We start from the raw sequence: 23,277 nt of genomic DNA, 5'->3' as shown, positions 1-23,277 counted from the left end.
ATGGCGGTGTATCAGTGGACACAAATGTTGAATGTCAGACCGCTATCGCAGGCAAGCCAGCTCCCACACTGACCGCACTTCGATCAGAGAGACCGATTACTTCATCTCTACGATGACCTGCTCGTTCCACATCTGCGGAAGCTTCTTGGACGTCGCTTCCCAGGCATCGGCATCTTTGATCGGCTGCGGGTTGGCCTTGGTGTATTGCTCGCCCGGGATCAGGTTCTTGGCGATATCGGCCGGCAGCTTCAGGTCGGTTTCTGCACGGATCGGACGCGCATTGCCTTTGGCCAGGTTGAGTTGGCCTGCATCGCTGAAGATGTATTCGCGGGTCAGCTTGGCGGCGTTCGGGTGCTTGGCGTATTTGTTGATGATGGTGGTGTAGCCCGATTTCACCGAGCCATCCGATGGAATCAGCACCACGTAGTCATCCGGGTTGGCCATCTTGGCTTTGTAGCTCAGGCCGTTGAAGTCCCAGACAATGCCAACTTCGACTTCGCCTTTTTCCATGGTGGCGATGGTCGGGTTGGACAGTGAGAGGCGACCTTGCTGGGCGATCCTGGTGAAAAACTGCAGGCCCGGTGCGATGTTTTTCTCGTCGCCCTTGTTGGCGATAGCGGCGGCGAGTACCGCATTGGAGGCTTGGGCTGCGGTGCTTACATCACCCACCGACACCTTGTATTTGCCGGTTTGCAGGTCGGCCCAACTGGTCGGGACTTCGGAGCCGTGCAGCAGTTTTTTGTTGACGATAAACGCGATGGTGCCGGTATAGGCCAGGGCCCAGTGACCGTCCTTGTCTTTTGCCCAATCCGGAACCTGCGCCCAGGTGGAGGGTTTGTATGGCTGGGTGACTTCCTGCTTCACCGCGATCGGGCCGAAGGCTGCGCCCACGTCACCGATATCGGCACTGGCGTTGTCTTTTTCGGCTTTGAACTTGGCGATTTCCTGGGCCGAACTCATGTCGGTGTCGATGTGCTTGAGGCCGTAGGTCTTGGCCAGGTCTTCCCAGGTGCCTTTCCAGTTGGCCCAATCATCGGGCATGCCGACGCTGTTGACGGCGCCTTCCGCCTTGGCGGCGGCTTCCAAGGTTTTTAGATCGGTATCAGCGGCCATGGCGGCGGTGCACATGGCAATGGTCGAGCCTAACAGTGATGCCAGGAAAAGCTGTTTCATCCGAAGCTCCTTTGGGCGTTTTACACGCGGCGTTTTATACGAACGTTGGCGAGGGTGTGGTCTAGGTCAGCAATACCTGAGCCAATTTAGGCCCGATGGATGACAGTTTCATGTCGATGTCGTTTTTGAAGCACGGGTGTCGCTCAGCTCAGACTTAGCGTAGACCATGCCCAACAGCCCGCAGTCCCTGGACTTGGCCGATGTATTGCAGGGTGTGGTGCAGGCGGCGGATGCCGGCTGTCATCTGTCGGTCATCTGTAATGCCTAGGCTGGCTCGCAGCAGCAAAAGCCCAGATAGAGCGCGATTTGTGCACCTGAACGGTGCTGGTCTAGTCCAGATAGGTAACGTTGATGCGGGATGAGGCAATCAAGGCGGTAACTTCCATCGGCCTGGCGCTGCAGGAGCAGATTGACCACGGCCTGTTGCCGCCAGCCAGCAAATTGCCCGCCGAGCGCAAGCTCAGCGAGTTGTTTGGTACCACCCGCATTACCGTGCGGGAAGCCTTGTTACAACTGGAGGCCCAAGGACAGATTTATCGCGAAGAGCGCCGGGGCTGGTTCGTCTCGCCACCGCGGCTGGCCTATAACCTGATGCAGCGCAGCCACTTTCACGCGATGGTCAGCGACCAGGGGCGTGAGGCTTCCACGCAGGTCATTTCCGCACGCTTGCAACCGGCGTCGGCGGCGGTGTGCGCGTGGTTGCAGTTGCCGGCGTTGTCGAGCGTGATCCAGATTTGCCGGGGCCGCAGGATTGACGGACGCCTGGTGTTGTACGTGGAGCACTACCTGAACCCGCAGTATTTTCCGGGGATCCTGGCGTGTGATTTGAATCAGTCGATGACTGAGCTGTATGCCAGCAAATATGACTTGCACTACGGGCGGGTGCGTTTCGAGATTGTGCCGACCTCACTGCCGGTGGAAGCGGCCGCTGCGCTGCGCGTCTCGGTGGGCAGCCCGGGCTTGCGCATCGCCCGGGTCAACTATGACCAGCACCAGCGTTTGATCGACTGCGACCTGGAGTTCTGGCGCCATGATGCGATTCATGTGGGGGTAGACGTTATGGCGTCAGCGCCTTGATCACCTGATCCACATTGGTTTGCAACTCTGTCACCGGTTCGGCGCCGTCCACATTCAACACCAGCAGTGTGGAGCCACCTGCAGTGACAGCTGCTTTTACCACTTCACTCGGCTGACGATGGTGCAACACCACCGCCACTTCGTTGTCCTTGAGCTGCGCACTGAGTTTTTGCAGCGCTTCAGGCGTCCAGTCTGCGTCTGGGCGAGCATCGGTGCTGACCAGTTCCAGGTTCAAGCTGCTGATCAAATAGGCAAAGTGATCGCTCAAGCTGACCACACTCAGGTTATCGGCCTTGGCCAGGCGCGCCTCGCTGTCGGCGGTGAGCTTGAGCAGGCGTTGCTTGAGTGCCGCCAGGTTGGTATCGATCTTTGGTTTGGCGCCTGGGGCGAGACGGCTCAGGTCGGCGGCCAATACATCGGCCATACGGCCCAGATTGTTGCTCGATTGCCAGGGTTGGCTGTTGAGGCCATCGGTGACGCCCGGTTGTACCGCAATGCCCGGCAAGCCACCGTCCACCGGGCGTGCAGCGTCCACTTCAACGATGCGGATATTGCTGCGCCGTGCCACGGGGTACAGCGGATCATCGGCCCACAGCGAGCGCAAGCCGATGGCGGCGTCGGCGTCCTGCGCCAAGGTGTTGAGTGCCGCCGCGCCGCGGCCGGTGAAGTAGGACACCTGCCGCGAGCCAGGTAGGTTGGCTGGCGCGGCGCGTTCAAGTTGCACGTCGGTATCCTTGAGCAGCACTTCGGCCAAACCGTAGGTAATGGGCAGCGAGGCCAGCACCTTGACCGGTTTTACCGACTTGGCCTTGGTCAGCGCGGCATGGCCGAGGCCGTGATCGGCCTTGAATTCCTTCGGGTCAAAACCATCAACGGCAGCCAGTGCCGATGTACTGATCAAGCAAGCGATGGCCAGGGCCATTGGGCGAAAGACAGGGCGCATTATCCAAGATTCCCTTTGAGGCTGGGCACGGTGCCGCGAGCGATGGCGGCGAAGGCGAAGGCGATACCGGCAACCAGAATGATTGCAGCGCCGGACGGGATCGGCAGGTCGAAGATGATCGGCAGCAGGATGCCGCACAGGGTACTCACAGTGGCGATCAGCACCGAGACCCAGAAAAAGCCCTTGAGCGATTGACTCAACAGGCGCGCCGCGGCGGCAGGGATCACCAGCAGCGCACCGACCAGGATCGCGCCGATCACCTTGACCGCAGCCACGGTGATCAGCGTTACCAGGATTACGAACAGGTAGTCCAACGTCTTCACCGCCACACCGCGCACCGCCGCCAGTTGCGGGTTGAAGCTGGCGAGCATGATGCGGTTGTACAGCGGCAATGCCAGGGCCATGACCAGCGAACCGACGATTGCCAGTACCAGCAAGTCATTGCCGTTGACCGTCAGTACCGAGCCAAACAAAACGTTTTCGAGGATATGCACGTTGATCTTGCCGGCCAGGATCAGCAGCAGGCTGGCGCCCAGCGCCAGCGACACCGACAGGAACACGCCGATCAAGGTATCCGGCGCCAGGCCGGTACGATTGCGCAGATAGTTGAGCAGGATGCCGAACAGCAGGCAGTAGCCGAACAGGCTGCCATAGGGCCCGGTGTAGGGTTCGCCCAGCAGGATGCCCACGGCCACGCCGGTCAGCGCAGCATGGCCGACCGCTTCGGAGAAAAACGCAAAGCGCTTGACCACCACCAGCGTGCCCAGGCCGCCCAGCACCGGGCCGATCAGCAAGCCAGCGAGCAGGGCGTTGACCACAAACCCGTAGGCCAGGGCTTCCGGCAGGTAACCGGAAGACGCCCAGCCCTGGACCATCAAGCGAAAGGCTTCATAACTCATTGTGCCGGGCTCCGCGGGTGAGTGGAGAACAGGGTCAGCAGGCGGTCCGGGGTCAGCGCCTCTTTTGGCGTGGCGTCGAACAGCACGCGACGGTTCAGGCCGGTGACACGGTCAGCCAGGCGGCCGACGGCTTCCAGGTCGTGCTCGATCCACAGCACGGTGATCCCGGCCAGGCGCCAATCATTGAGCAGCCGTTCGAACACCTGGATGCCGGCTTCATCAAGGGCCGACATGGGTTCGTCCAGCACCAGCAATTGCGGTGCAGGGATCAGGCCCTGGGCCAGCAGCACGCGCTGGCGTTCACCGCCGGACAACGCGCCCATGCGACGCTTGCGTTTGTCGTGCATGCCGACGCGCTCAAGTGCGTCACCGATCGCCGCTGCGTAATGCCGGGACAGGCCAAGGAACGCAGGCCGCCGTTGGCACATGGCAGCCATGAAATCGTCGACGGTCATCGGCAGGCCGCGGTCGAACTCCAGCGCCTGAGGCACGTAGCCAATGGTGCCGGGCGCGGCCGGCCACTCCAGGCTTAAACGGCCCTGGTGGGGCGTTTGGCCGAGCAGGGTCTTGATCAGCGAGCTTTTGCCGCCGCCATTCGGACCGACCAGCGCATGGATGCTGCCTGGCTGTACCTGGAAACTCACGTCGTCGAGGATCACGGTGCGCCCCAGGGTCAGCGAGACCTGGTCGAAGTTCAGGGTCGGGCCGACGCTGACGGCGTTCAGTTGTTGGGCGGCGGTCATGCCCCTGACTCCTGGATTGCGCGGACCACAGTGTTGAGGTTACCGGTCATTTCCACTTCGTATTTTTCAGCGCTGTAGTCGCCATAGGAAATATGCGACAGCGGGTACAGCTTGACCCCGGATTCACGCTGGATGGTCTCGACGTAGGTGGACGGGAAATCCATCTCCGAAAAGATCACCTTCACATCCAGGGCGCGCAGTTCATCGATGGTTTTCTTCAACTGGCTGGGGCTTGGCTCGATACCGTGGGCCGGTTCTACCACTGCGGTGACTTCCAGGCCGAACTCGCGCAACAGATAGTCGTAGGCTGCGTGCACCGTGGCAACGCGCAGGTCCGGGTTGGGGGCGCTGGTCAACTTGGCCAGGGCGTCGGCGCGCATCTGGCGCAGGCGCTTGCCATAGGTGCGGGCGTTCTGGGTGTAGGTTTTGGCGTTGTCCGGGTCGAGCTTGCCCAACTCGCGGGCGATGTTGTTGACCTGGGCAATCGATGCACTGATCGACAGGAAGGTGTGCGGGTTGACCACCTTGCCCGCACCGCGCGCGGCATTGCCGGTGGCCGCCAGCAGCGGCACGTTGGCGTTGGCCTCGATCACCTTGATGTCCGGGCGCTCGCTGGTGGCGATCATGCGGTCGGCGAAGTCGTCATGGCCAACCCCATTGAGCACGATCACGTCCAGAGTGCCGATGCGCTTGATGTCGTCGGCGCGGGGCTCGTAGGCGTGTGGATTGAAGCCGGCCGGGATCAGCGGTACCACTTCAGCCTTGTCGCCGACGATATTGGCCACGTAGCTGTAGTAGGGGTGGAGGGTGATGCCGATACGCAGGCGTTTAGCTGCTTCGGCATTCGCCAGGGGAGCGAGCAGCAGGCTGAGAAAGCTGACCAGTAACAGGCGCAACAGGGGCGATGAAATAGACATGGGCAATCGGTCTTCTCGTTCAGTGACGATGCTGGCGGGTCACGCCGGCATCGAATTGCGCAACCACTTGCTGCCAGCCGGCTGCGATCAGTGCCTGGTCAGTGAGGTCGGAGGGGGCGGCAAGATTGACGCTGCGGTTGAGCCAGATATCCGGCTCGTCGCCCTGCACGCGCATCAGCAGCGAGCCGCTGGTGGCCGGTGCCTGGCTCAAGCCCAGGTAGGCGGCCGAGGGGAGTAACTGCCAGCGATGGCCACCACGGCTGACCGAGCTGGCATCCTGGGCAAAGGGGGCGAAGCCTTCGTCGGCCAGTTGCTCAGGTGTCGGCAGGGCGCTTTGCTCCTGCTGCAACAAGTGGATTTCATCCAGAGTCACCCGCAGGTCGGCGTAGATGCCTTGCTCGGCGGCGCTCAGGTCACGGCGGGCGTCCAACTGGTGGCTTGGCACCGCAGCAATTTCCTGGGTTTCACCGTGCAGCGCCACGACCGTGCCCGCCACCGCCAGGATGATCAGGCACAGCAGCAGCACATAGAGCGTTTCATGGCCGGCACCGGCGGGGCGTACAACCTGTGTAGTACTCATTGCGCCTGGATATCCGCTTGGTCGATTTCCACCACGTGGCCGGGGCCTGCATCAAACAGCACATAGAACTCGGCTGCGGGCTTCTTGAAGGTCAGGGTCGAATCTTCACCGAGCTTGCCGGGCACCAGGATGGTTTCGTCGTAGCCGATCACATCCAGCGTCACGCCGGGTGCGCCACTGCCGTCGGAAAAACCGCCTTTGCACTGGATCTGCTCGCCGGGGATTTCCTTGCATTCGCACATCGGGTTGTGGGCAAAGGCGGTGGTACTCAAGCCGGCGCACAGTAACAGTGCGGCGCGGGTCAGGCGCTTGAACGTCATGGTTTGACTCCTTGCTTGTTCAGCCAGGCAATGGTGGCAGGCGAAGCCTGGTTCAGCGGGATGGAACCCTGGTGCATGCTGCCGTCCCAGCCTTCCATGGTCACCCAGACTTCGGCGTCCACTGGTGTGCGTTCCGGCACCGGCAGGGCGGCGCCCATGCGGTATGGCGTACCGAAGAAGATCACCCCGGCGGCGCGCAGGCTGCGGGGTTTACCGATACGCAGGTAGGTGGCCTTGACTTCGTTGGCGCAGGTGTCACACAGGGCGGCGTTGAAGAATTTCATCGGCCCGGCCGGGTTTGGGCTCGGGCCTTCATTGCGGAACTCGGCCAGGGTCAGGCTCCAGGGGCCGACTTGCACTTGCCCGGCTACGCGCTCGCCGATGCCGGTATCCCCGCGAAACAGTGCGGCGTCGGCGAAGTACTTGGGCATGAACCCCAGGGGTATCAGCAACAGCAGAACATTGATGTGAAAACGCCATTTCAGCCAGAAGGCGCGCAGGGGGGATGGCGGTACGGTCGCGACCTTGCTCATCGCTGTGCCTCCGAGGTTTTGGCGTGCATGGCCGGGATAGAAGCGGGTTGACGTTGCGTCTTGGCTTCGCGCTTGAGGGCATTGAGGGTGGCCAGGGCCGTGCGCTTGGTCCAGATCAGCAAGCCGCTCAATACCATCATGCTCAGCACCAGGCCGAAGAAGGCCCAGATCAACTTGATCCACAAACCGCCGAAGTCACCGGTATGCAACGGGCGCATCGACTCGGTGACGAACTCCAGGGGGGTGCGGTCGGACAACAGGTTCGAGACAGCAATTTCACCGTCATAGGGGTTCAGTTGCGCGGTCTGGAACATCAACGGGTACCAGCCGCGCCCGCCGATTTGGAGGTGGCTGTACGCGTTGCTTGGCATGAACACAAAGCTGGCGTCCAGCCCCGGGATTTTTTCGGCGGCGATGTCGATGGCCTTATCGATAGGGATCATCGGTGCCGGGACGCCCGACGCCGACAATGGCACCTTTTCACGGGCAATCACCGGCACGATGGGCTCACTGGAAATGGATATCTGGTTGTCGCTCAAGGCCGCCTCGATCAGGAACCAGGTGCCGGTGATTGAAATGACCGCGATAAACCAGATGGACCAGATGCCGCTCAGGCGGTGAAAGTCGCCCCAGAAGATCCGCGCACCGTGTCGGATACGCAGGGTAGGGCGCAGGAAACCTTTCCAGAAGCGTTTGTACACCACCAGCCCGGTGATCAGCGAGGCAAGCAGTGGCAAGCCCAGCGCGGATACCAGGTACCAGCCCCAGCTGTACCCATTGGTGAACGGCACCAGCCACCAGCCATGCAGCGCGCGGGTAAATTGCTGGAAGTTGAACGAGGGGCTGATGCCCTGGATCGCTCCGGTATAGGGGTTGGCGTAGACGTCCACCGAGCGCCCATCCGGGTAGCTGAGGCCGACGCTCAGGGCGAAGTGCGACTCATCCGGGCGAATGATGGACTGGACGATTGCCTTGGGCTCATCGCGCTTGATGGCCGCGATCACCTGGTCAAAGCTCAGTGGCTGGGCGTCATCCGACGGCTTGCTCGCACGGATATCCGGGTTGGCCAGCCACACGATTTCCTGGCTCACCACGGCCAGGGTGCCGGTGACACAGACGATCAGTACAAAGAACCAGATGGGCAACGCCAGCCAGCTATGTACGAGAAACCAGAGTTTGGAGCGTGACTTCTTCGACATATGAATGAGGGTCTTGAGCGAAGGGGGCAATGAAAGCCCGGAAAAGGCCAGTCGTAGCTTTTGCTGACGCGACGGGCTGTATCTAAATTAAGACGAATGAGAATGAGAAATCCCTAAGGCGCATATGAAAGAAAATGTTTCAGGTTCACATTCAGGCCGCATTTGAGAGCTGATCGAACACGCAATACACCAGCCTGCAAGCGTTCAGCGGCTTGCGTGAGGCCGGGCCTGACCTCCAGGGACGTGATCATGCCGCTGGGTGATTTCGTCATCAGCCATGCATTTGAGCGCCACTGCCTCGCGCCCAACCCCTGGCTCAGCGGAAGTGCGGCTACGTAGTTATATAAGTAGAAATAACGCTCTCTATAACAGCGGCGCGCGTTGCTTTCAGTATTATTTGTTTTTCAAATAGCTTGGCTTGAACGAAAGCCCCCCCTTGTCATTAAAGGGTGTTGGCGCGGGGGCAGGTTAATTCCAGACAAATTACAAGTTTATTGTATTGACACATTGGCGGGTATCGGCTTTAGTGGGTGCGGACTTGGAAGTCGAAATATTATAAAAAGGAAGTTGATTGCATGACCGTGCTAGTCGTTTATTCGCGCCCTCAAGTGGCGAACTGTTATATCTCTCTGGTGCCGGTGATCAAATTAGTTACTTGATCGTGGTCTGTCGTATGTCCGTCGATTGCCATTGCTGCGAATAATACTTTTCCTGCGCTGGAAAAGTACGCGTCCCTATGCCTTAACAGAGAGTTCAAACTCATGTCGATTTTTGATCAAGCCATGCATCGTTCAGTTCAGTGGCAAGACTGGCGTTGGCAGCAGAAGAATGCCATCCGCGATGAACCTGCACTGCGCAATGCCTGCGGTGGATGGGGCGAGGCCACAACGGCGCATATCGAGCACAACCTGCAAGATCGCAAGATGCAGATCACGCCTTACTATATTGATTTGATCAAGCGTTCACTCACCACCGGCGAAGTGATGGACCACCCACTGTGGCGCCAGGTAGTACCGTACTGGAGCGAACAGGTGCAGGGCGACTATGACGGCAGTTCCGAAAACTGGGAACTCAATCATGAGATGAAGACGCCCATCTGCCAGCACAAGTACGACAACCGCGTGATCCTGCGCACCACCAACACCTGCAATGCCTATTGCCAGTTCTGTTTCGAGGCGCTGCGCACGCTGCAGGTGGGCACCGACAAAGCTAACGCCAACACCGACTCGTTCAAGGATTCGGTGGAGTACATCCGCGCTAACCCGGCGATTGAAGAGGTGATTCTCAGTGGCGGTGACCCACTGATGCTGGCCGACCGCAAGCTTGAGGAGATGCTGGCCGCATTGCGCGGCATTCGTGATGACCTGCTGATACGCATTCATTCGCGGGCCTTGAGTTTCAACCCGTTTCGCGTGACCGATGAGTTGGTGGCGATGCTGCACAAGTACAAAGTCAATGCATTTGGTGTGCATGTCTGCCACCCGCTTGAACTCAGTGCTGATTTTGCCCTCGCGGTTAAACGGATTCAGGGCGTGGTGCCGATAGTATTCTCTAACATGCCGCTGTTGCGTGGCGTGAATGATGATGAAGCGACGTTGCATAAATTATTCATTGATCTTTATCGTCTGGGCGTAAAGCCCTATTACTTATATCACTTCATGCCGTTTTCACCCGGTGCTTCAGAGTATAAGGCCTCGATCAGCCAAGCCATCGTCATAATGGATCGGCTCAAACGCCGCGTATCCAATATTGCCCTGCCCGAATATGTACTTCCTCACGCACAAGGCAAGTTCACCGTGCCGTTGTTGGACTTTGAAAAACCTGAAGACTTACCGCATTTTGAAGTTCGCGATGGGCAGCGTACTTACCGTTTTCGCAACTGGGAGGGCCAATGGTGCAGTTGGCAGGATGCGGTATGAAACAGGGTGCGATTCTGTTTATTGATGTGGATGACAGCGCTTGCGCTCGCTACCGCTACCGGGAACCGCATTTCACGGTGGCCCGCGCCCACGGCTTGGCGTGTTTGACGGCCGCCGTGGCGGGGCGCAAGCACCTGCAACGACTCAGGGACGACAGTGACGAAGTGTTCCTGCTCGAAACGCTCAGTGAGCAGTCCATCTTGGAGTTGGTCGGACAGTTGGACGGGCGTTATCAGGTGCGGGGGATTTTCTGCCAGGCCGGGCACCCGTCCGCACAAGGGGAGGTGGGCTGTATCGTTGCGCAGGCGTGTCAGCGGTTGGGCTTGGTCTACAGCCACCCAGAGGCGATTGCGGCGTGCAATAACAAGTTCTTGATGCGCCGCGTGTTGAAACAGCATGAGTTGCGTTCGGTACCGTTCGTGCTGTGCAACAACGAACAGGAACTCCAGCAAGGCGCCGAGCGCGTGGGTTATCCACTGATCGCCAAACCGCCCTTTGGCGGGGCTTCGGCGTTTATCAAAAAATGCTCGAACTGGGAGGAGCTACGCAGCCACTATCGGCATTTCGTGAGTGATCATGGCGCCGCCGCTTATGCGGACTTCTACGGCTGTGCGCACGCCCTGCCGCCTGAGGGTGGGCTGCGGCGTGAATACCTGCCAGGGCGCAGCATTCTGTTGGAAGGTTATATTCCTGGCATCGAAGGCAGTGTGGAATGTGTGATTGCCGGCGAGCGTGTCCATCCGCTGCTGATCAATGAAAAACTGCTGCTGACCGAGCGCAGCGGCACCGTCCTTGAAAACCTGCTGATTTCCCCGCCGACGTCGTTCAGCCAGGCCCAGTGTGAGCAGATCCGCCAGTACGCGGTGGACTGCCTGCACGCGGTGGGCCTGACCAACGCTGTGGTGCATTTCGAGTTTCGCATGACGGACGCAGGGCCGGTGGTTATCGAGATCAACCCACGCCTGGGCGGACTGTATGTGAACTCGGCGTTCCGCGACTTGGCCGGTGTCGATCCTTATCAGTTGTACATGGGATTGTTGTTGGGCGAGAAGGGCATCAATGCACAATTGGAGGCCGGCGCACATAAGAACGCCGAGGCGCGGCAACACTACGCGATGCTGGCGATTTATCCGCAGCACAGTGGCCTTTTCAGGGGTATTGACGGCCTGCAGTTCCTGGACCAACACCGCTCGGTGCTGGAATATGCCCCGCAGGACCCCGGCCACTATATTGACGCGGATATCGAGGAGCATTATTTGCTCAAATGCTGGGCCCAGGTTGGCAATGCCGCCGACGCCCATGCCTTGCACGATGCGTTGCAGCAACACCTGCGCATCCTCATCGATCCACCGGTTGCAGGATAGCGATATGGACATCCCTCAGATTTCGGCGCTTTTGCGCGAACATCACTTCTGTCATCGCCCGGACTTTCGCGAACTGGTCAAAGTTGAACCGGGTGAGGAGCAAAGCTTTCGCGCGTATTGGGATAACCTGGTGCGCGACGAGGCGTTCAGGACTTACACCCACCGCGAACGGCGCATCTTGCGCTATCGTCTGTTACCGTCACGGCAATTGCAGATCGACAGGAATACGGCGTTCAAATCGCCGGTCACCTACGCGGTGAACTATCGCCAGGGCGTGAACCACCTGAGCTATAGCGAGGAGGGCTTTATCGAGCACCCACTCATGCAGAAGCTGCTGGCGACGGACCTTGCAGTGATTACCCCGCACCTGGGCGAACAGACCTATACGATCGATATCCATCAGTTCCGGGTGCGGGCGGATGGGCCATCGAGCAGCCCGACCACTTCGGGGATTCACCAGGACGGCCTGGATTGGGTGTTCATGCACTTTATTGGCGAATGCAACACGGTGCCGGTGGTGTCGGAGGTGTTTGCCGACGAAACGGAGCACAGCCGGCTGCTGCAACTGCCGATGGAGAAATTTCTGGAGACTATCGTGATCAACGACCGTGGGTTCTACCATCGGGCCGGGGAGGTGCGACCGCGGGTGGAGACGGCACCGGCCTGGCGCGATGTGCTCTTGGTAAGCCTGCGCAGTGTCGAGGAGGCACAGCCTGCATGAGCCACCATCAACAACTGAATCTGTCGACCCGCAACGCTCGCCTGATCATCTTTGCTCGCGGTGTGTCGGATTTTGGCGCGTTCCTCAACATGGTGGCGTTGTCCACTTATGTGTACTGGCTCAGCCAGAGCGTAGTGTTTGTCAGCATTTTCCTGGCGTGCCGGGTCACCGGCGGGATTGTCGCCAGCCTGTTTGGCATCCCGTTTTTTCGGCGGTTTGCCGGGCGTGGGACGTTGGCGGGGTTGGACCTGGCCCGGGCGCTGTTGCTGACGCCGCTGCTGGTGTTGTTACCGGCCCATCAACTCACCCTTCTTCCCTTTATCGCCTTCGGTATCGGCCTGTGCAATTCGCTGTTTGCCATTGGCCTCAACAGTCAGTTGCCCACCTGGGTCGCGCTGGAGCAGCGGGTGAATACCAATGCATGGATCACCTCGGCGGCCGCCACCGGCGCGGTCTTCGGAAGTTTGCTCTCCGGCTTGCTGATCGCCACGGGCGGATTTGAAGCGGTGTTTGCCGTCAACATCGGCACCTATGTGATTGCCGCTTGCCTGGTCTTGCCCTTGCGCGCGTTGTTTAGCGTTGCCGTTGCCGCGCATCGCGGGCTGGCCGCCGAATGGCACGAGCTGACCAAGGGGTTGCGCGGTGCGCCGGTGCTGGCTGCGATGTTGCTGATCAGCATGCTCGACACCCTTGGCAGCGCGGCCCATAACGTCGGCTGGCCAGTGCTGTCGCAGTACATTTCACCGGACACGGCCAAGACGGTCATGGGCTATCTGCTGGCCGTGTGGGCCTGTGGCAAGTTTGTTGGCGCGCGCATCGCCAGTGCAGTGTTGAAAGGTCGTGGCACTCAAGGCATGGAGCGCTTGTTCATGCTCGGTGTGGCGTTGATGTCCAGCGGCTTTATCCTGACATTCCAGCAGACCGAACTGTGGCTGGCGCTGTTGCTGGTGGTGTGGGCAGGGCTGGGCGATGGATTGTCCGAGGTGGCGTTGATCTCCCGTGCGCAAAGCGAGCCCGATAGCTTGCGCTTGCCGCTGTTCAGCCTCTTGACCCTGATCCAGATGGCCGGTTTTGGCGTGGGCATGCTGGTGGTCGGGCCGTTCTATGTGACGTGGACGCCGGCCCAGGTGATCGTGTTGTTCCATGGGCTGCCATTGACCGCCTTGTTGGTCATGACGGTATGGCTGGGGCGCAATGCGTACCGGGGTGTCAGATCGACAAACCCTTGAAGTGTTCCAGACTCCACACAGGCCTTTAGCTTGCCGGAGCAGGCCACGCGTGTTGGCCGGCTGGAACCTGGGGCAAGGCGTGGCGTGTTGCAGGCGCGAGCAAGCTCACGCCCACAGGGTTAATTTTGCTTGAACATCTGCATGGCACGCTGGCGGATTTGCTCCTCGGTCAGGTCCTCCTTATGGGTGGCCAGGAACCAGAGGTGACCGAACGGATCCTTCACACTCGCCGAGCGATCCCCATAGAACTGATCCTGCGGCTCGGACACTACGCTGGCGCCGGCATCAACCGCCTGTTTGAATTGTGCGTCCACGTCATTCACATACAGGTGCAAACCGACACTGGGATGTGAGTCGGGATTGCGCAGGGCCGTTTCGTCACAGGGCGTGCCCAGCATGATCACCGCTTCGCCAATACGCAGCTCCGCATGGCCGACCCTGCCGTCGGGCATGTCCAAGCGCATGAACACCGAGGCGCCAAAGGCCTTTTTGTAGAAATCTATCGCCTTTGCGGCCTCGTTGATGCCCAGGTAGGGAGTAATGCCGTGGTAACCCTCGGGAATAGGTTTAACGCTCATAACGTTCTCCTTTGATTGTGGTTATGGAGTCACAGCCTTTTCACTATAGGTCACGTTGCATTGCGCAACCGGCTTTACCGATCGGAATCAAGCGTGGGCTCCAGCAGTTGCGCACCAGGGCCACGCTCACCCAGCTGGTCATCGTGATTGCGCAACGGACATGCCTCCATCGACAGGCACCCGCACCCGATACAACCATTGAGCTTGTCGCGCAGCAGCGTCAGCTTGTTGATGCGCTCATCCAGATCTTGACGCCACAAGGCCGACAGCCGTTCCCAGTCGTGAGCGTTCGGTGTGCGCCCATCGGGCAGGGCCCGCAATGCCTCGCCAATGGTCGCCAGCGGAATGCCCAGGCGTTGGGCAATTTTGATCAGCACCACCCGGCGCAGTACGTCCCGTGGATATCGCCGTTGATTGCCGGCATTGCGATTGCTCTTGATCAGCCCTTTGGATTCGTAGAAGTGCAGGGCGGTGACCGCTATGCCGCTGCGGGCGGCCAACTGACCGACGCTGAGTTCGTTGCTGAGCATGTAAGACTCCCAAACAGTGCTTGACCTCGACTTAACTAGAGGTTTTACCCTGCGTGACATCGAATCGCAAGATTCTGCCTACAGAGAAAGGGGAGTGCTCATGCAGGTATCAGAGAAAAATCGCAGCTTCACTCAATTGATCGAATTTCAGATCGAGCCCCGCCAGCAATCAGCCCTGGTGGCGGCCTTGACCACCCAGAGCGAGCGCCTCGCGGCAAGCCATGGTGGCTTTCTGAGTGCCAGTGTGCAGGTCAGCGATGATGGGCGGCGGGTGCTCAATTACCTGCAATGGCAATCCCGCGAGGACGGAGAAGCAGCCTTCAAGCGTTTCGAGCACGGCGACGAAGATTTCTGGACACTGATCCGCGCGCATCAAGCGACGGCTGTGACCTTCGGATCATTCCAGGTGTTGCGCAGTTTTGAGCGCAGTCAGGACGATGCTTTGCACTGCCGCTTAAATGGATAAATGCAGCATCCGTTCGCCCAGCAGCGTTTGCCCGGGCCGGCGTTTGTTTACCGCCAGCTCGCCGATCTTGATCAGGCGCGTGCGCGTAACGTTGCGGCTCAGGCCCAGCAGGTTGGCGGTGTGTACTTGGTTGTAATGGCTGAAGCGGTAAGCGGCGCGTAATAAAGCGTCCTCGACTTTTTCATGCAGGGCGCCGGCCTGTTCCTCGAAGAGCTTTTGAAACGCCCGCGCAAGCAAGGCTTCGGCGCTGTTGTCGGTGGCGTGCTGGCTGTCGTCCTGGCGCTCGATGCGCATATTCGACAGGCGCAGATCGTCGCGCTCGATCACGCCGTTGCGGCAGATCAGCAAGGTGTGGTGAATCACGTTTTCCAGCTCGCGAATATTGCCCGGCCAACTGTAGCGCTTGAGTTTGTGCTCGGCCTCGCTGCTGATGGTGATCGGGCCGTAGCCCAGACGCTGGCTGTAGGCTTGGATAAAGTGGCGGGTCAGCGGCAGGATATCGCCGGGGCGCTCGCGCAGCGGGCTCAGCTCCAGGCTGACCACATCGAGGCGGTAGTACAGATCTTCGCGAAAATGCCCGGCGTTGATGGCCTTTTCCAGTTGTACGTTGGTGGCGGCCAGGACTCTTACATCAATAGGTATGCTTTTGCGTGAGCCCAGGCGCACCACTTCGCGCTCCTGCAACACCCGCAGCAGTTTGACCTGGATGGCCATCGGCAGGTCGCCGATCTCATCGAGAAACAAGGTGCCGCCGTCTGCCTCTTCGAACCAGCCGGCCTTGGCGCTGAGGGCGCCGGTAAACGCGCCTTTCTCGTGGCCGAACAACTCGGCTTCCACCAGGGATTCAGAGAACGCCCCGCAGTTCACCGCTACGAACGGCCGGTTGCGCCGAGCGCTGAGGTTGTGGATATGCCGCGCCACCAGCTCTTTGCCGGTGCCGGTCTCGCCGATGATCAGCACGCTGGCTTCGCTGGGCGCCACTTGTTGGATATGGTCGAGCAGTGCCTGGGATTTGGGGTCTTCGAAGACCTGGGCCGTGGCGCGGATCGAGGTCGCAAGGGCGGGCGAGGGCGGTAGGGTCAAAAGCTGCATGGGCACCTCTCTCAGGAGTAGAACGTCGGGATCGGCAGGGACTGGCTCAATTTTAACGGCGGGGTACTGAGCAACAGAGGTGAAGTAGGTTGAACAAGGGCTGTACCAACGGGTTCAGGCTTTGATCTGTATGGGTATGGCGCTCGCTGCCGAGAAAGGGAGTTGTTGTCTGACCCCAGTTTTGGGGTTGGCTGTTGCCACTGCACAGTTGCTGACGTGTGAAGCTATTTATAGAGAAAATGATTTATTCCGTAAATGGATGTGTTTGCATATTTATAGATCTTTAAGGAATATTAGCAGCTGATTGTTGAAGGTGGCGTGCCGGTTGATAGCGACTATCACGGGCGATGATTTTTCACCGAGAAGGACCGGGAGTAGCCTGTGTTCATTGACTTGAACCCCCTCTCGCAGAGCCGCCGCCATGAACCGTTTCCTCGCTGTTTCGCTGCTACTTGTTACCTCTGTCCTTGCCGGATGTGCGTCCCATCCAGCCCCGGAATTGCGTCCATACACCGCCGAGGAGACCAGGCAATTGGCCCTGGAGGCGCTGAGCCGTCGCGGCTTGTCGTTTGACGAATATCAGCAGCAGCGCGCTGCGTTGCTTGGCCAGCCACAGAAGCCTTTCTCTTTTGATCGCCAGGGTGAAATGAACGCCGAGCGCAGCGTAGTCCTGCATGGTCGCCCCAGTTGAGCCGGCCTCTTACGATAAAAAGCCCGAGGATTCCCTTAAGGAACCTCGGGCTTTTTGTTTGCCATGGAGCTACTTCAGCCTGTTAAGCTCAATTCCAGGAGCGTTCCTACGCACATTTAAATAAAGTTACCTTCTTTAATGGCATTCGATCGGTTAAACCTGACGACCTCTGTTCCGGTCGATGCCCCCCCGAGACGCTGCTTTCGGGAGCACGCTCTGCGAGTTCTAACGTCATGAATAAACGTCCGTTGTATTTTGACTACGCCGCTACCACGCCGGTGGATGAGCGGGTTATCCAGGTGATGGTCGAGTGCCTGGGCTTCAATGCCAATTTTGGTAACCCGGCGTCCAGTTCCCATGCATTCGGCCAGGCGGCCCGGCACACGGTTGAACAGGCGCGTCGCCAGGTCGCTGAACTGGTCGGCGCCCAGCCGGAGCAGATCGTCTGGACCTCCGGCGCCACGGAGTCCAACAACCTGGCGCTCAAGGGAGTGACCCAGGCCCGGGGTGTGGCGGGTGGGCATATCATCACCAGCCAGATCGAGCACAAGGCCACACTGGATACTGCGCGGCAACTGCAGGAAGCCGGCGTGGCGGTGACCTACCTGGTGCCGGATGCGGACGGCTTGATCAGCGTCGAAGCGGTCAGCGAAGCCCTGCGCGAGGACACCTTCCTGGTCTCGCTGATGCTGGTCAATAACGAGCTGGGCACCCTGAATGACATCCCGGCCATCGGTGCGCGGGTACGTGAGCATGGCGCGTTGTTTCATGTGGACGCGGCGCAAGGGGCTGGCAAGGTAGCCATCGACCTGGGCCTGTGGCCGGTGGATTTGATGTCATTCTCCGCGCACAAGCTGTACGGCCCCAAAGGTATCGGCGCGTTGTATGTCGGGCCTTTGGCGCAGCAGAAAGTGCTGGCGCAGATTCATGGCGGTGGACACGAAGGGGGCTTGCGTTCTGGCACCCTGGCGACCCATCAGATTGCCGGCATGGGGACGGCGTTTGCCTTGGCGGCAGCGTCCTTTGCTGATGAGAAGGCTCGGATTGCAGCGTTGCGCCAGCGCCTGCTGGATCACCTGACGTCAGTTACCGGCTTGCGCCTCAATGGCAGCCCAACTCAGCGTATTCCACATACTCTGAGCCTGACGTTCAGCGAGGGTGAGTTCAACTCTGCCACACTGAGCGCGGGCATTGCCTTTTCCGCGACTTCGGCGTGCAATTCGGCAAGCAACGCACCGTCCCATGTGCTTCTGGCCCTGGGGCATGATGCTTGCACCGCCGGTCGTACCATTCGCTTGAGCCTGGGCCGGTTTACCACCGAACAGGACATCGACGAAGCCGCACAGTTGATCAAGGCAGCATTGGCCAGCGCCCCGGCGTTTTGGGCGGTCTGATTTATCATTGGCAACATATAACAATTATTCGTGGTTAGCAGGAGACACAATGAGTACGCAGCCTTTGACCCATGGAACGGTTCCCCAGCGCCTGGCGCATACCCGTGAACTGATGCGCCGCGAGGGCATTCACGCCCTGCTGGTGCCATCGGCTGACCCGCACTTGTCCGAATACTTGCCGGGCTACTGGCAGGGGCGCCAATGGTTGTCGGGGTTCCATGGTTCGGTGGGGACACTGATCGTCACGGCGGATTTTGCCGGGGTCTGGGCCGATAGCCGTTACTGGGAGCAGGCGACCAAGGAACTCAAGGGCAGTGGCATTGAGTTGGTAAAGCTGCAACCGGGCCAGCCTGGGCCGTTGGAATGGCTGGCCGAGCAAACCCCTGAAGGTGGCGTAGTGGCTGTGGACGGTGCGGTCATGGCCGTGGCTTCGGCACGTACTCTGGGGGGCAAGCTGGCCGAGCGCGGCGCCCGCTTGCGCACTGATATCGACCTGCTCGACGAAGTCTGGCAAGACCGCCCGACGCTACCAAACCAGCCGATCTACCAGCATCTGCCGCCTCAAGCCACCGTCAGCCGTGGCGAGAAACTCGCCGCACTGCGCGCCAGCTTGAAAGACAAGGGCGCCGATTGGCATTTCATCGCGACGCTGGACGACATCGCCTGGTTGTTCAACCTGCGTGGCGGTGATGTGTCCTTCAACCCGGTGTTTGTGTCTTTTGCGTTGATCAACCAACAGCAGGCTACGTTGTTTGTCGCGCTGGGCAAGGTCGATGCCGAGTTGCGGGTGATGCTCGAGCAGGATGGCGTGACGTTGCGCGACTACAGCGAAGTGGCCGATGCACTGCGTGCCGTACCGTCGGGGGCCAGTTTGCAAGTGGACCCCGTACGCGTGACGGCCGGCTTGCTGGAAAATCTCGATGCCGGCGTCAAGCTGGTTGAAGGACTCAACCCGACTACGCTCGCAAAATCCCGCAAGAGCCTGGCGGACGCGGAACATATTCGTCAGGCCATGGAGCAGGATGGCGCTGCGTTGTGCGAATTTTTTGCCTGGCTCGACAGCGCCCTGGGCCGCGAGCGCATTACCGAACTGACGATCGACGAACACTTGACTGCGGCGCGTACCTGCCGCCCTGGCTATGTGTCGCTGAGCTTCAACACCATTGCTGCGTTCAACGCCAACGGCGCCATGCCGCATTACCACGCGACTGAACAAGAGCATGCCCTGATTGAAGGCGATGGCCTGCTATTGATCGATTCCGGTGGCCAGTACCTGGGCGGCACCACGGACATCACGCGGATGGTGCCCATCGGTACCCCGAGTGATGAGCAGAAGCGCGATTGCACGCGGGTACTCAAGGGTGTGATTGCCCTGTCCCGTGCACACTTCCCCAAAGGTATTCTCTCACCGTTGCTGGATGCGATTGCCCGTGCGCCGATCTGGGCCGAAGGGGTGGACTACGGTCACGGTACAGGTCATGGCGTAGGTTATTTCCTCAATGTGCATGAGGGGCCGCAGGTTATTGCCTACCAGGCCGCTGCCGCGCCACAAACAGCGATGCAAGCCGGGATGATTACTTCCATCGAGCCGGGGACTTATCGCCCTGGTCGTTGGGGTGTACGCATCGAAAACCTGGTGTTGAACCGTGAAGCGGGCAAGACCGAGTTTGGGGAGTTCCTCAAGTTCGAAACCCTGACCTTGTGCCCGATTGACACCCGTTGCCTGGAACCGTCGTTGCTGACGGCGGATGAGCGCGAATGGTTCAACGCCTATCACGCCCAGGTGCGTGAGCGCTTGAGCCCGTTGCTCAGTGGTGCGGCGCTTGAGTGGTTGCAGGTGCGTACCACAGCTATTTGATTGGCAGCAGCCGGCCTGTGCCGGCTGCAAGCGATATTTAGCTGAGGGCTTCGCGCACGAAATCCAGCCGGTCCTGACCAAAAAACAGCTGATTGCCTACAAAAAAGCTGGGGGCACCGAACACGCCGCGTTTAACGGCTTGTTCGGTTTTGTCTTTGAGCGCGCTTTTGACGGCTTCATCATTGGACAGGGCCAATACCTGCTCTGGGTCGAACCCATGCTCGGTCAGCACGTGGGCCACGACCTCGGGATCGCCCAGGTGTCGGCCTTCCACCCAGAGGGCGCGGAACAGGCAGTCGATAAAGTCGGAGAAGCGCTCAGGCTCATGGATTTGTATGCCGGTGATTGCGCGCATCAGTACCAGTGTATTGATGGGAAAGTGCGGGTTGAACCTGAGCGGTACATTGTAGCGTTTGGCGTAGCGCGCCAAGTCATCCAGCATGTAGCGACCCTTGGCCGGCACAGTGATCGGTGAGGCGTTGCCAGTAGCCTTGAATACGCCGCCCAACAGCATCGGTTGATAGACCAGATGCGCGCCGGTCTCGGTGCAGAGTGCCGGTAGTTGGGTATAGGCCAGGTAAGTCGCGGGGCTACCGAGATCAAAGAAAAATTCCAGGGTTTTACTCATGGTCGATACTCGCTGCTTATTGTTATAGGGGCGTGTTACCAGGGTTCGTTCCAGGGGCGCAGGTCCAGCTCGAACGTCCAGGCGTCCCGGGGCTGGCTGTGCAGGTACCAGTAGTTTTCGGCGATGTGGTCAGGGTTGAGGAGGCCGTCCTGATCCTTGAGGGCATATTTTTGCGGGAAATTTTCGCGAATGAACTCGGTATCAATGGCGCCATCGACTACTACATGGGCGACGTGGATGTTCATCGGGCCTAATTCCCGCGCCATGCTTTGGGCCAGGGCGCGGATACCATGTTTGGCCCCGGCGAATGCGGCAAATCCCGCGGCCCCACGCAAGCCGGCAGTGGCGCCGGTGAACAGGATGGTGCCGCGTTTACGGGTGGCCATACGCTTGGCGACTTCGCGCGCGTTCAAGAAGCCGGAGAAACACGCCATCTCCCAAATCTTGAAGTACTTGCGTGCGGTTTCTTCCAGAATGCTGCAAGGCACGTTCGCACCGATGTTGAAGACGAACGCTTCAATGGGCCCCAGCTCCGTTTCGATTTGCTCTACCAGTGCGATCACGTCTTCTTCTTTACGTGCATCACAGGCAAAGCCATGGGCTTGCCCGCCCGCCAATTGAATGCTGTCTACCAGTGGTTGCAGTTTGTCGGCACTACGACGGGTAACGCAGGCGATGTAACCTTCTCGGGCAAAGCGCTTGGCTATGGCGCCGCCGGTTGCGTCACCGGCGCCTACCACCAATACGATTTTGTTGTTGTGCGTCATGGGAACTCCATTGGCTCGATGATCGAGCAGGAGTTTAGTCGCCATGTCGTAAATCGCCTGGCCTGTGTGGAAATTTAAGATGAGCAGTCAGGGAGACTGCTCGGGCAGCTATTTGCAGATGACGATCATGCTGCGGCTGGTATAGCCGGCAGGGTTGAGACCGAAGGGATAGTCCCCTGGCTCTTCGGAGTTGTCGCCGGACTTGGCAATCACTCGATAACCCTTGGCGCCGCATGAATTGGCGGCACTGGTGTAGCACTGGTCCCAGGAGGAGGACAGGCCCGAACAGTTGATATGCAGTCCTTTTTTACCGCGTTTCACTTCTGTTTTAGTGGTGGCGGCACACCCCGCGATGCCCACAACCAGCAACAGTATCAAAATTCGTTTCATTCCCATCCTTAATAGCCGCCCTGCAAAGAACAGGGCTGCTTTACTCGCTCTCGAGCGAAGCGTTCATGCAGTCCGTGTCGAAATTCTCCATGAATGACATTCGGTTACGGCCTAAACATGGCCTAAATGAGCGGCAAATACCAGAGCTGGGGTTAAAGATGATCAGTCGGCGGGTACCAGTGGTTTGGATTCGTGGCGCATCGTCAAAGTGGCACCGACCGAGGCCAGGATAATGCAGGTGATGGCCAGCCACTGGGCGAGCGATAGATGCTCGTGCAGGAAAAACAGGCCGGAGAGGGCGCCGAACGCCGGCTCGATACTCATCAGTGTGCCGAAAGTACGGGCGGGAAGGCGTGTTAGTGCGACCATCTCAAGGGTGTAGGGCAGGGCAGTGGACAGAATCGCCACGCTGATGGCGACAGGGATCAGTGCCGGCGTCAGCAGCGCGGCGCCGGCATGCACGATGCCGATCGGTGCAACGAAGAGGGCGGCAATCATTACCCCGAGCGCGGCGGTCTGGACGCCATTGTCATTTCCCGCCTTTTGGCCGAACAAAATGTAGAGCGCCCAGCATACGCCGGCGCCCAGCGCGTAAGCGGCCCCTATCAGATCAATGCCGCTACTGGCCTTGTCCGTCGGAATCAACAGAAGCAGGCCAATGATCGCCAGAGCAATCCACACGAAGTCGACAGCTCGGCGCGAGGCATAGATAGCTACAGCAAGCGGGCCTGTGAATTCGAGCGCTACGGCAATTCCCAGGGGGACAGTGCGCAGTGACATATAGAAGAGGAAGTTCATGCCACCTAGCGCCATCCCGTAGATGATCACTGTGCGCAGTGACTTGGCCGTCAGCTTGGCGCGCCATGGTCGCAATATGAGCAGCATGATCACACTGGCAAAAATCAAACGCAGGGCGGTGGTGCCTTGTGCGCCGACAACGGGAAACATGCTCTTGGCCAATGATGCCCCGGATTGAATGGAGGCCATGGCGATCAACAGCAGGCCGACGGGAAACAGTGCCGAGGCCAGGCTGCGGGGTGAAGTGGTCATTGAGAGGGCTCTTCTGAGGTCGTAGTCAATAAGCAGAAGACGCTATGATGCTTAACTGTCAAGCGATGAGCAATATATTGCTCAAATCGCACGCAGTGGTTGTCTATATAGTGTAATTCTTGAGTTTGCCGCGGATTTAATAGAAAACCAAAATTAAGAGTTGACGGCAGATTCTGGAAGCCTATAATTCGCCCCACTTCCGGCGCAGTCGAAATT

At 59.3% G+C, this 23,277-nt stretch carries 26 protein-coding genes; 9 read left to right on the top strand and 17 right to left on the bottom strand.

Annotated elements, in window-relative coordinates:
• Positions 1-96 precede the first annotated feature (96 nt).
• Complete coding sequence (locus tag JH25_RS22410; protein ID WP_005786727.1) at positions 97-1,173, bottom strand: ABC transporter substrate-binding protein; 1,077 nt, start codon at positions 1,171-1,173, stop codon at positions 97-99.
• Between the two features lie 351 nt (positions 1,174-1,524).
• Between JH25_RS22410 and JH25_RS22415 the strand changes: the two genes are divergently transcribed.
• Complete coding sequence (locus tag JH25_RS22415; RefSeq protein WP_032876981.1) at positions 1,525-2,250, top strand: UTRA domain-containing protein; 726 nt, start codon at positions 1,525-1,527, stop codon at positions 2,248-2,250.
• On the opposite strand, the gene JH25_RS22420 is transcribed toward JH25_RS22415, so the two are convergent.
• Genes JH25_RS22420 through JH25_RS22455 form a run of 8 tightly spaced genes read right to left on the bottom strand, consistent with a single transcriptional unit; the run spans position 2,231 to position 8,384 of the window.
• Positions 2,231-3,193, bottom strand: a complete 963-nt coding sequence (locus JH25_RS22420; protein WP_032876978.1) for a metal ABC transporter solute-binding protein, Zn/Mn family — start codon at positions 3,191-3,193, stop codon at positions 2,231-2,233. The two genes, JH25_RS22415 and JH25_RS22420, sit on opposite strands and share 20 nt — an antisense overlap.
• Positions 3,193-4,092 carry a metal ABC transporter permease gene (locus tag JH25_RS22425; RefSeq protein WP_005786732.1) on the bottom strand — a complete coding sequence of 300 codons (900 nt, stop codon included), beginning with the start codon at positions 4,090-4,092 and terminating at the stop codon, positions 3,193-3,195. Before JH25_RS22425 ends, JH25_RS22420 begins: the two co-directional genes overlap by 1 nt.
• Complete coding sequence (locus JH25_RS22430) at positions 4,089-4,835, bottom strand: metal ABC transporter ATP-binding protein (RefSeq protein ID WP_005786733.1); 747 nt, start codon at positions 4,833-4,835, stop codon at positions 4,089-4,091. Before JH25_RS22430 ends, JH25_RS22425 begins: the two co-directional genes overlap by 4 nt.
• Positions 4,832-5,752 (bottom strand): metal ABC transporter substrate-binding protein, encoded by a 921-nt coding sequence (locus JH25_RS22435; protein ID WP_032876974.1) that lies wholly within the window; start codon positions 5,750-5,752, stop codon positions 4,832-4,834. The genes JH25_RS22430 and JH25_RS22435 overlap by 4 nt, the downstream gene beginning before the upstream one ends.
• 19 nt (positions 5,753-5,771) lie before the next feature.
• Positions 5,772-6,332: a DUF6162 family protein gene (locus JH25_RS22440; RefSeq protein WP_032876971.1), complete on the bottom strand. Its 561-nt coding sequence runs from the start codon at positions 6,330-6,332 to the stop codon at positions 5,772-5,774.
• Positions 6,329-6,652, bottom strand: a complete 324-nt coding sequence (locus JH25_RS22445) for a hypothetical protein (RefSeq protein WP_005786738.1) — start codon at positions 6,650-6,652, stop codon at positions 6,329-6,331. Before JH25_RS22445 ends, JH25_RS22440 begins: the two co-directional genes overlap by 4 nt.
• Positions 6,649-7,185 (bottom strand): hypothetical protein, encoded by a 537-nt coding sequence (locus JH25_RS22450; RefSeq protein WP_032876967.1) that lies wholly within the window; start codon positions 7,183-7,185, stop codon positions 6,649-6,651. The genes JH25_RS22445 and JH25_RS22450 overlap by 4 nt, the downstream gene beginning before the upstream one ends.
• The gene (locus JH25_RS22455) at positions 7,182-8,384 is read right to left on the bottom strand and encodes a PepSY-associated TM helix domain-containing protein (protein WP_032876963.1); all 1,203 of its coding nucleotides are present in this window, start codon (positions 8,382-8,384) and stop codon (positions 7,182-7,184) included. Before JH25_RS22455 ends, JH25_RS22450 begins: the two co-directional genes overlap by 4 nt.
• A gap of 782 nt (positions 8,385-9,166) precedes the next feature.
• Here JH25_RS22455 and JH25_RS22460 point away from each other — a divergent pair.
• The 4 genes from JH25_RS22460 to JH25_RS22475 are packed head-to-tail and all read left to right on the top strand — an operon-like array spanning position 9,167 to position 13,617.
• Entirely contained in the window at positions 9,167-10,303 is a 1,137-nt protein-coding gene (locus JH25_RS22460) for a KamA family radical SAM protein (protein ID WP_236648024.1), read from the top strand.
• Positions 10,300-11,667, top strand: a complete 1,368-nt coding sequence (locus JH25_RS22465; protein WP_032876957.1) for an ATP-grasp domain-containing protein — start codon at positions 10,300-10,302, stop codon at positions 11,665-11,667. The genes JH25_RS22460 and JH25_RS22465 overlap by 4 nt, the downstream gene beginning before the upstream one ends.
• Before the next feature lie 4 nt (positions 11,668-11,671).
• Complete coding sequence (locus JH25_RS22470; RefSeq protein WP_032876954.1) at positions 11,672-12,388, top strand: 2OG-Fe dioxygenase family protein; 717 nt, start codon at positions 11,672-11,674, stop codon at positions 12,386-12,388.
• Positions 12,385-13,617 carry an MFS transporter gene (locus JH25_RS22475; RefSeq protein WP_032876951.1) on the top strand — a complete coding sequence of 411 codons (1,233 nt, stop codon included), beginning with the start codon at positions 12,385-12,387 and terminating at the stop codon, positions 13,615-13,617. The genes JH25_RS22470 and JH25_RS22475 overlap by 4 nt, the downstream gene beginning before the upstream one ends.
• Before the next feature lie 119 nt (positions 13,618-13,736).
• Here JH25_RS22475 and JH25_RS22480 read toward each other — a convergent pair whose 3' ends face one another.
• Together JH25_RS22480 and soxR are read right to left on the bottom strand one after the other, a co-directional pair.
• Entirely contained in the window at positions 13,737-14,195 is a 459-nt protein-coding gene (locus tag JH25_RS22480; protein ID WP_032876949.1) for a VOC family protein, read from the bottom strand.
• Positions 14,196-14,269: 74 nt separating this feature from the next.
• A complete protein-coding gene (gene soxR / locus JH25_RS22485) occupies positions 14,270-14,725 on the bottom strand; it encodes a redox-sensitive transcriptional activator SoxR (protein WP_032876945.1) in 456 nt (151 codons plus the stop codon).
• Between the two features lie 100 nt (positions 14,726-14,825).
• Here soxR and JH25_RS22490 point away from each other — a divergent pair, with 100 nt between their 5' ends.
• Positions 14,826-15,191 carry an antibiotic biosynthesis monooxygenase gene (locus tag JH25_RS22490; RefSeq protein WP_005786757.1) on the top strand — a complete coding sequence of 122 codons (366 nt, stop codon included), beginning with the start codon at positions 14,826-14,828 and terminating at the stop codon, positions 15,189-15,191.
• Here JH25_RS22490 and JH25_RS22495 read toward each other — a convergent pair.
• Complete coding sequence (locus JH25_RS22495; protein ID WP_032876943.1) at positions 15,180-16,283, bottom strand: sigma-54 interaction domain-containing protein; 1,104 nt, start codon at positions 16,281-16,283, stop codon at positions 15,180-15,182. The genes JH25_RS22490 and JH25_RS22495 overlap by 12 nt on opposite strands.
• A 421-nt stretch (positions 16,284-16,704) precedes the next feature.
• Here JH25_RS22495 and JH25_RS22500 point away from each other — a divergent pair, with 421 nt between their 5' ends.
• The 3 genes from JH25_RS22500 (at position 16,705) to JH25_RS22510 (ending at position 20,226) form a co-directional block, all read left to right on the top strand.
• Positions 16,705-16,974, top strand: coding sequence for a hypothetical protein (locus JH25_RS22500; protein WP_032876941.1), 270 nt, complete (start codon positions 16,705-16,707; stop codon positions 16,972-16,974).
• A 233-nt stretch (positions 16,975-17,207) separates the two neighbouring features.
• Positions 17,208-18,368 (top strand): cysteine desulfurase family protein, encoded by a 1,161-nt coding sequence (locus tag JH25_RS22505; protein WP_032876939.1) that lies wholly within the window; start codon positions 17,208-17,210, stop codon positions 18,366-18,368.
• Between the two features lie 49 nt (positions 18,369-18,417).
• Complete coding sequence (locus JH25_RS22510) at positions 18,418-20,226, top strand: aminopeptidase P family protein (protein ID WP_032876936.1); 1,809 nt, start codon at positions 18,418-18,420, stop codon at positions 20,224-20,226.
• Between the two features lie 37 nt (positions 20,227-20,263).
• Here JH25_RS22510 and JH25_RS22515 read toward each other — a convergent pair whose 3' ends face one another.
• From JH25_RS22515 to JH25_RS28970, 5 genes are all read right to left on the bottom strand, one after another.
• Positions 20,264-20,854 (bottom strand): 2-hydroxychromene-2-carboxylate isomerase, encoded by a 591-nt coding sequence (locus JH25_RS22515; RefSeq protein WP_032876933.1) that lies wholly within the window; start codon positions 20,852-20,854, stop codon positions 20,264-20,266.
• A 35-nt stretch (positions 20,855-20,889) separates the two neighbouring features.
• The gene (locus JH25_RS22520) at positions 20,890-21,621 is read right to left on the bottom strand and encodes an SDR family oxidoreductase (protein WP_032876930.1); all 732 of its coding nucleotides are present in this window, start codon (positions 21,619-21,621) and stop codon (positions 20,890-20,892) included.
• A 108-nt stretch (positions 21,622-21,729) separates the two neighbouring features.
• Positions 21,730-22,011, bottom strand: coding sequence for a hypothetical protein (locus JH25_RS22525; protein ID WP_003190182.1), 282 nt, complete (start codon positions 22,009-22,011; stop codon positions 21,730-21,732).
• A gap of 162 nt (positions 22,012-22,173) precedes the next feature.
• The gene (gene rhtA, locus JH25_RS22530; protein ID WP_032876927.1) at positions 22,174-23,061 is read right to left on the bottom strand and encodes a threonine/homoserine exporter RhtA; all 888 of its coding nucleotides are present in this window, start codon (positions 23,059-23,061) and stop codon (positions 22,174-22,176) included.
• Positions 23,058-23,277: hypothetical protein (locus JH25_RS28970; RefSeq protein ID WP_236648023.1), on the bottom strand; the 220-nt coding region annotated here is incomplete at its 5' end. The genes rhtA and JH25_RS28970, both read right to left, overlap by 4 nt.

It is taken from the genome of Pseudomonas sp. BRG-100, from assembly GCF_000737955.1.
GTDB lineage: Bacteria > Pseudomonadota > Gammaproteobacteria > Pseudomonadales > Pseudomonadaceae > Aquipseudomonas > Aquipseudomonas synxantha_A.
The sequence above is the reverse complement of the archived record's forward strand: the minus strand, read 5'-3'. Positions and strand labels throughout refer to the sequence as shown.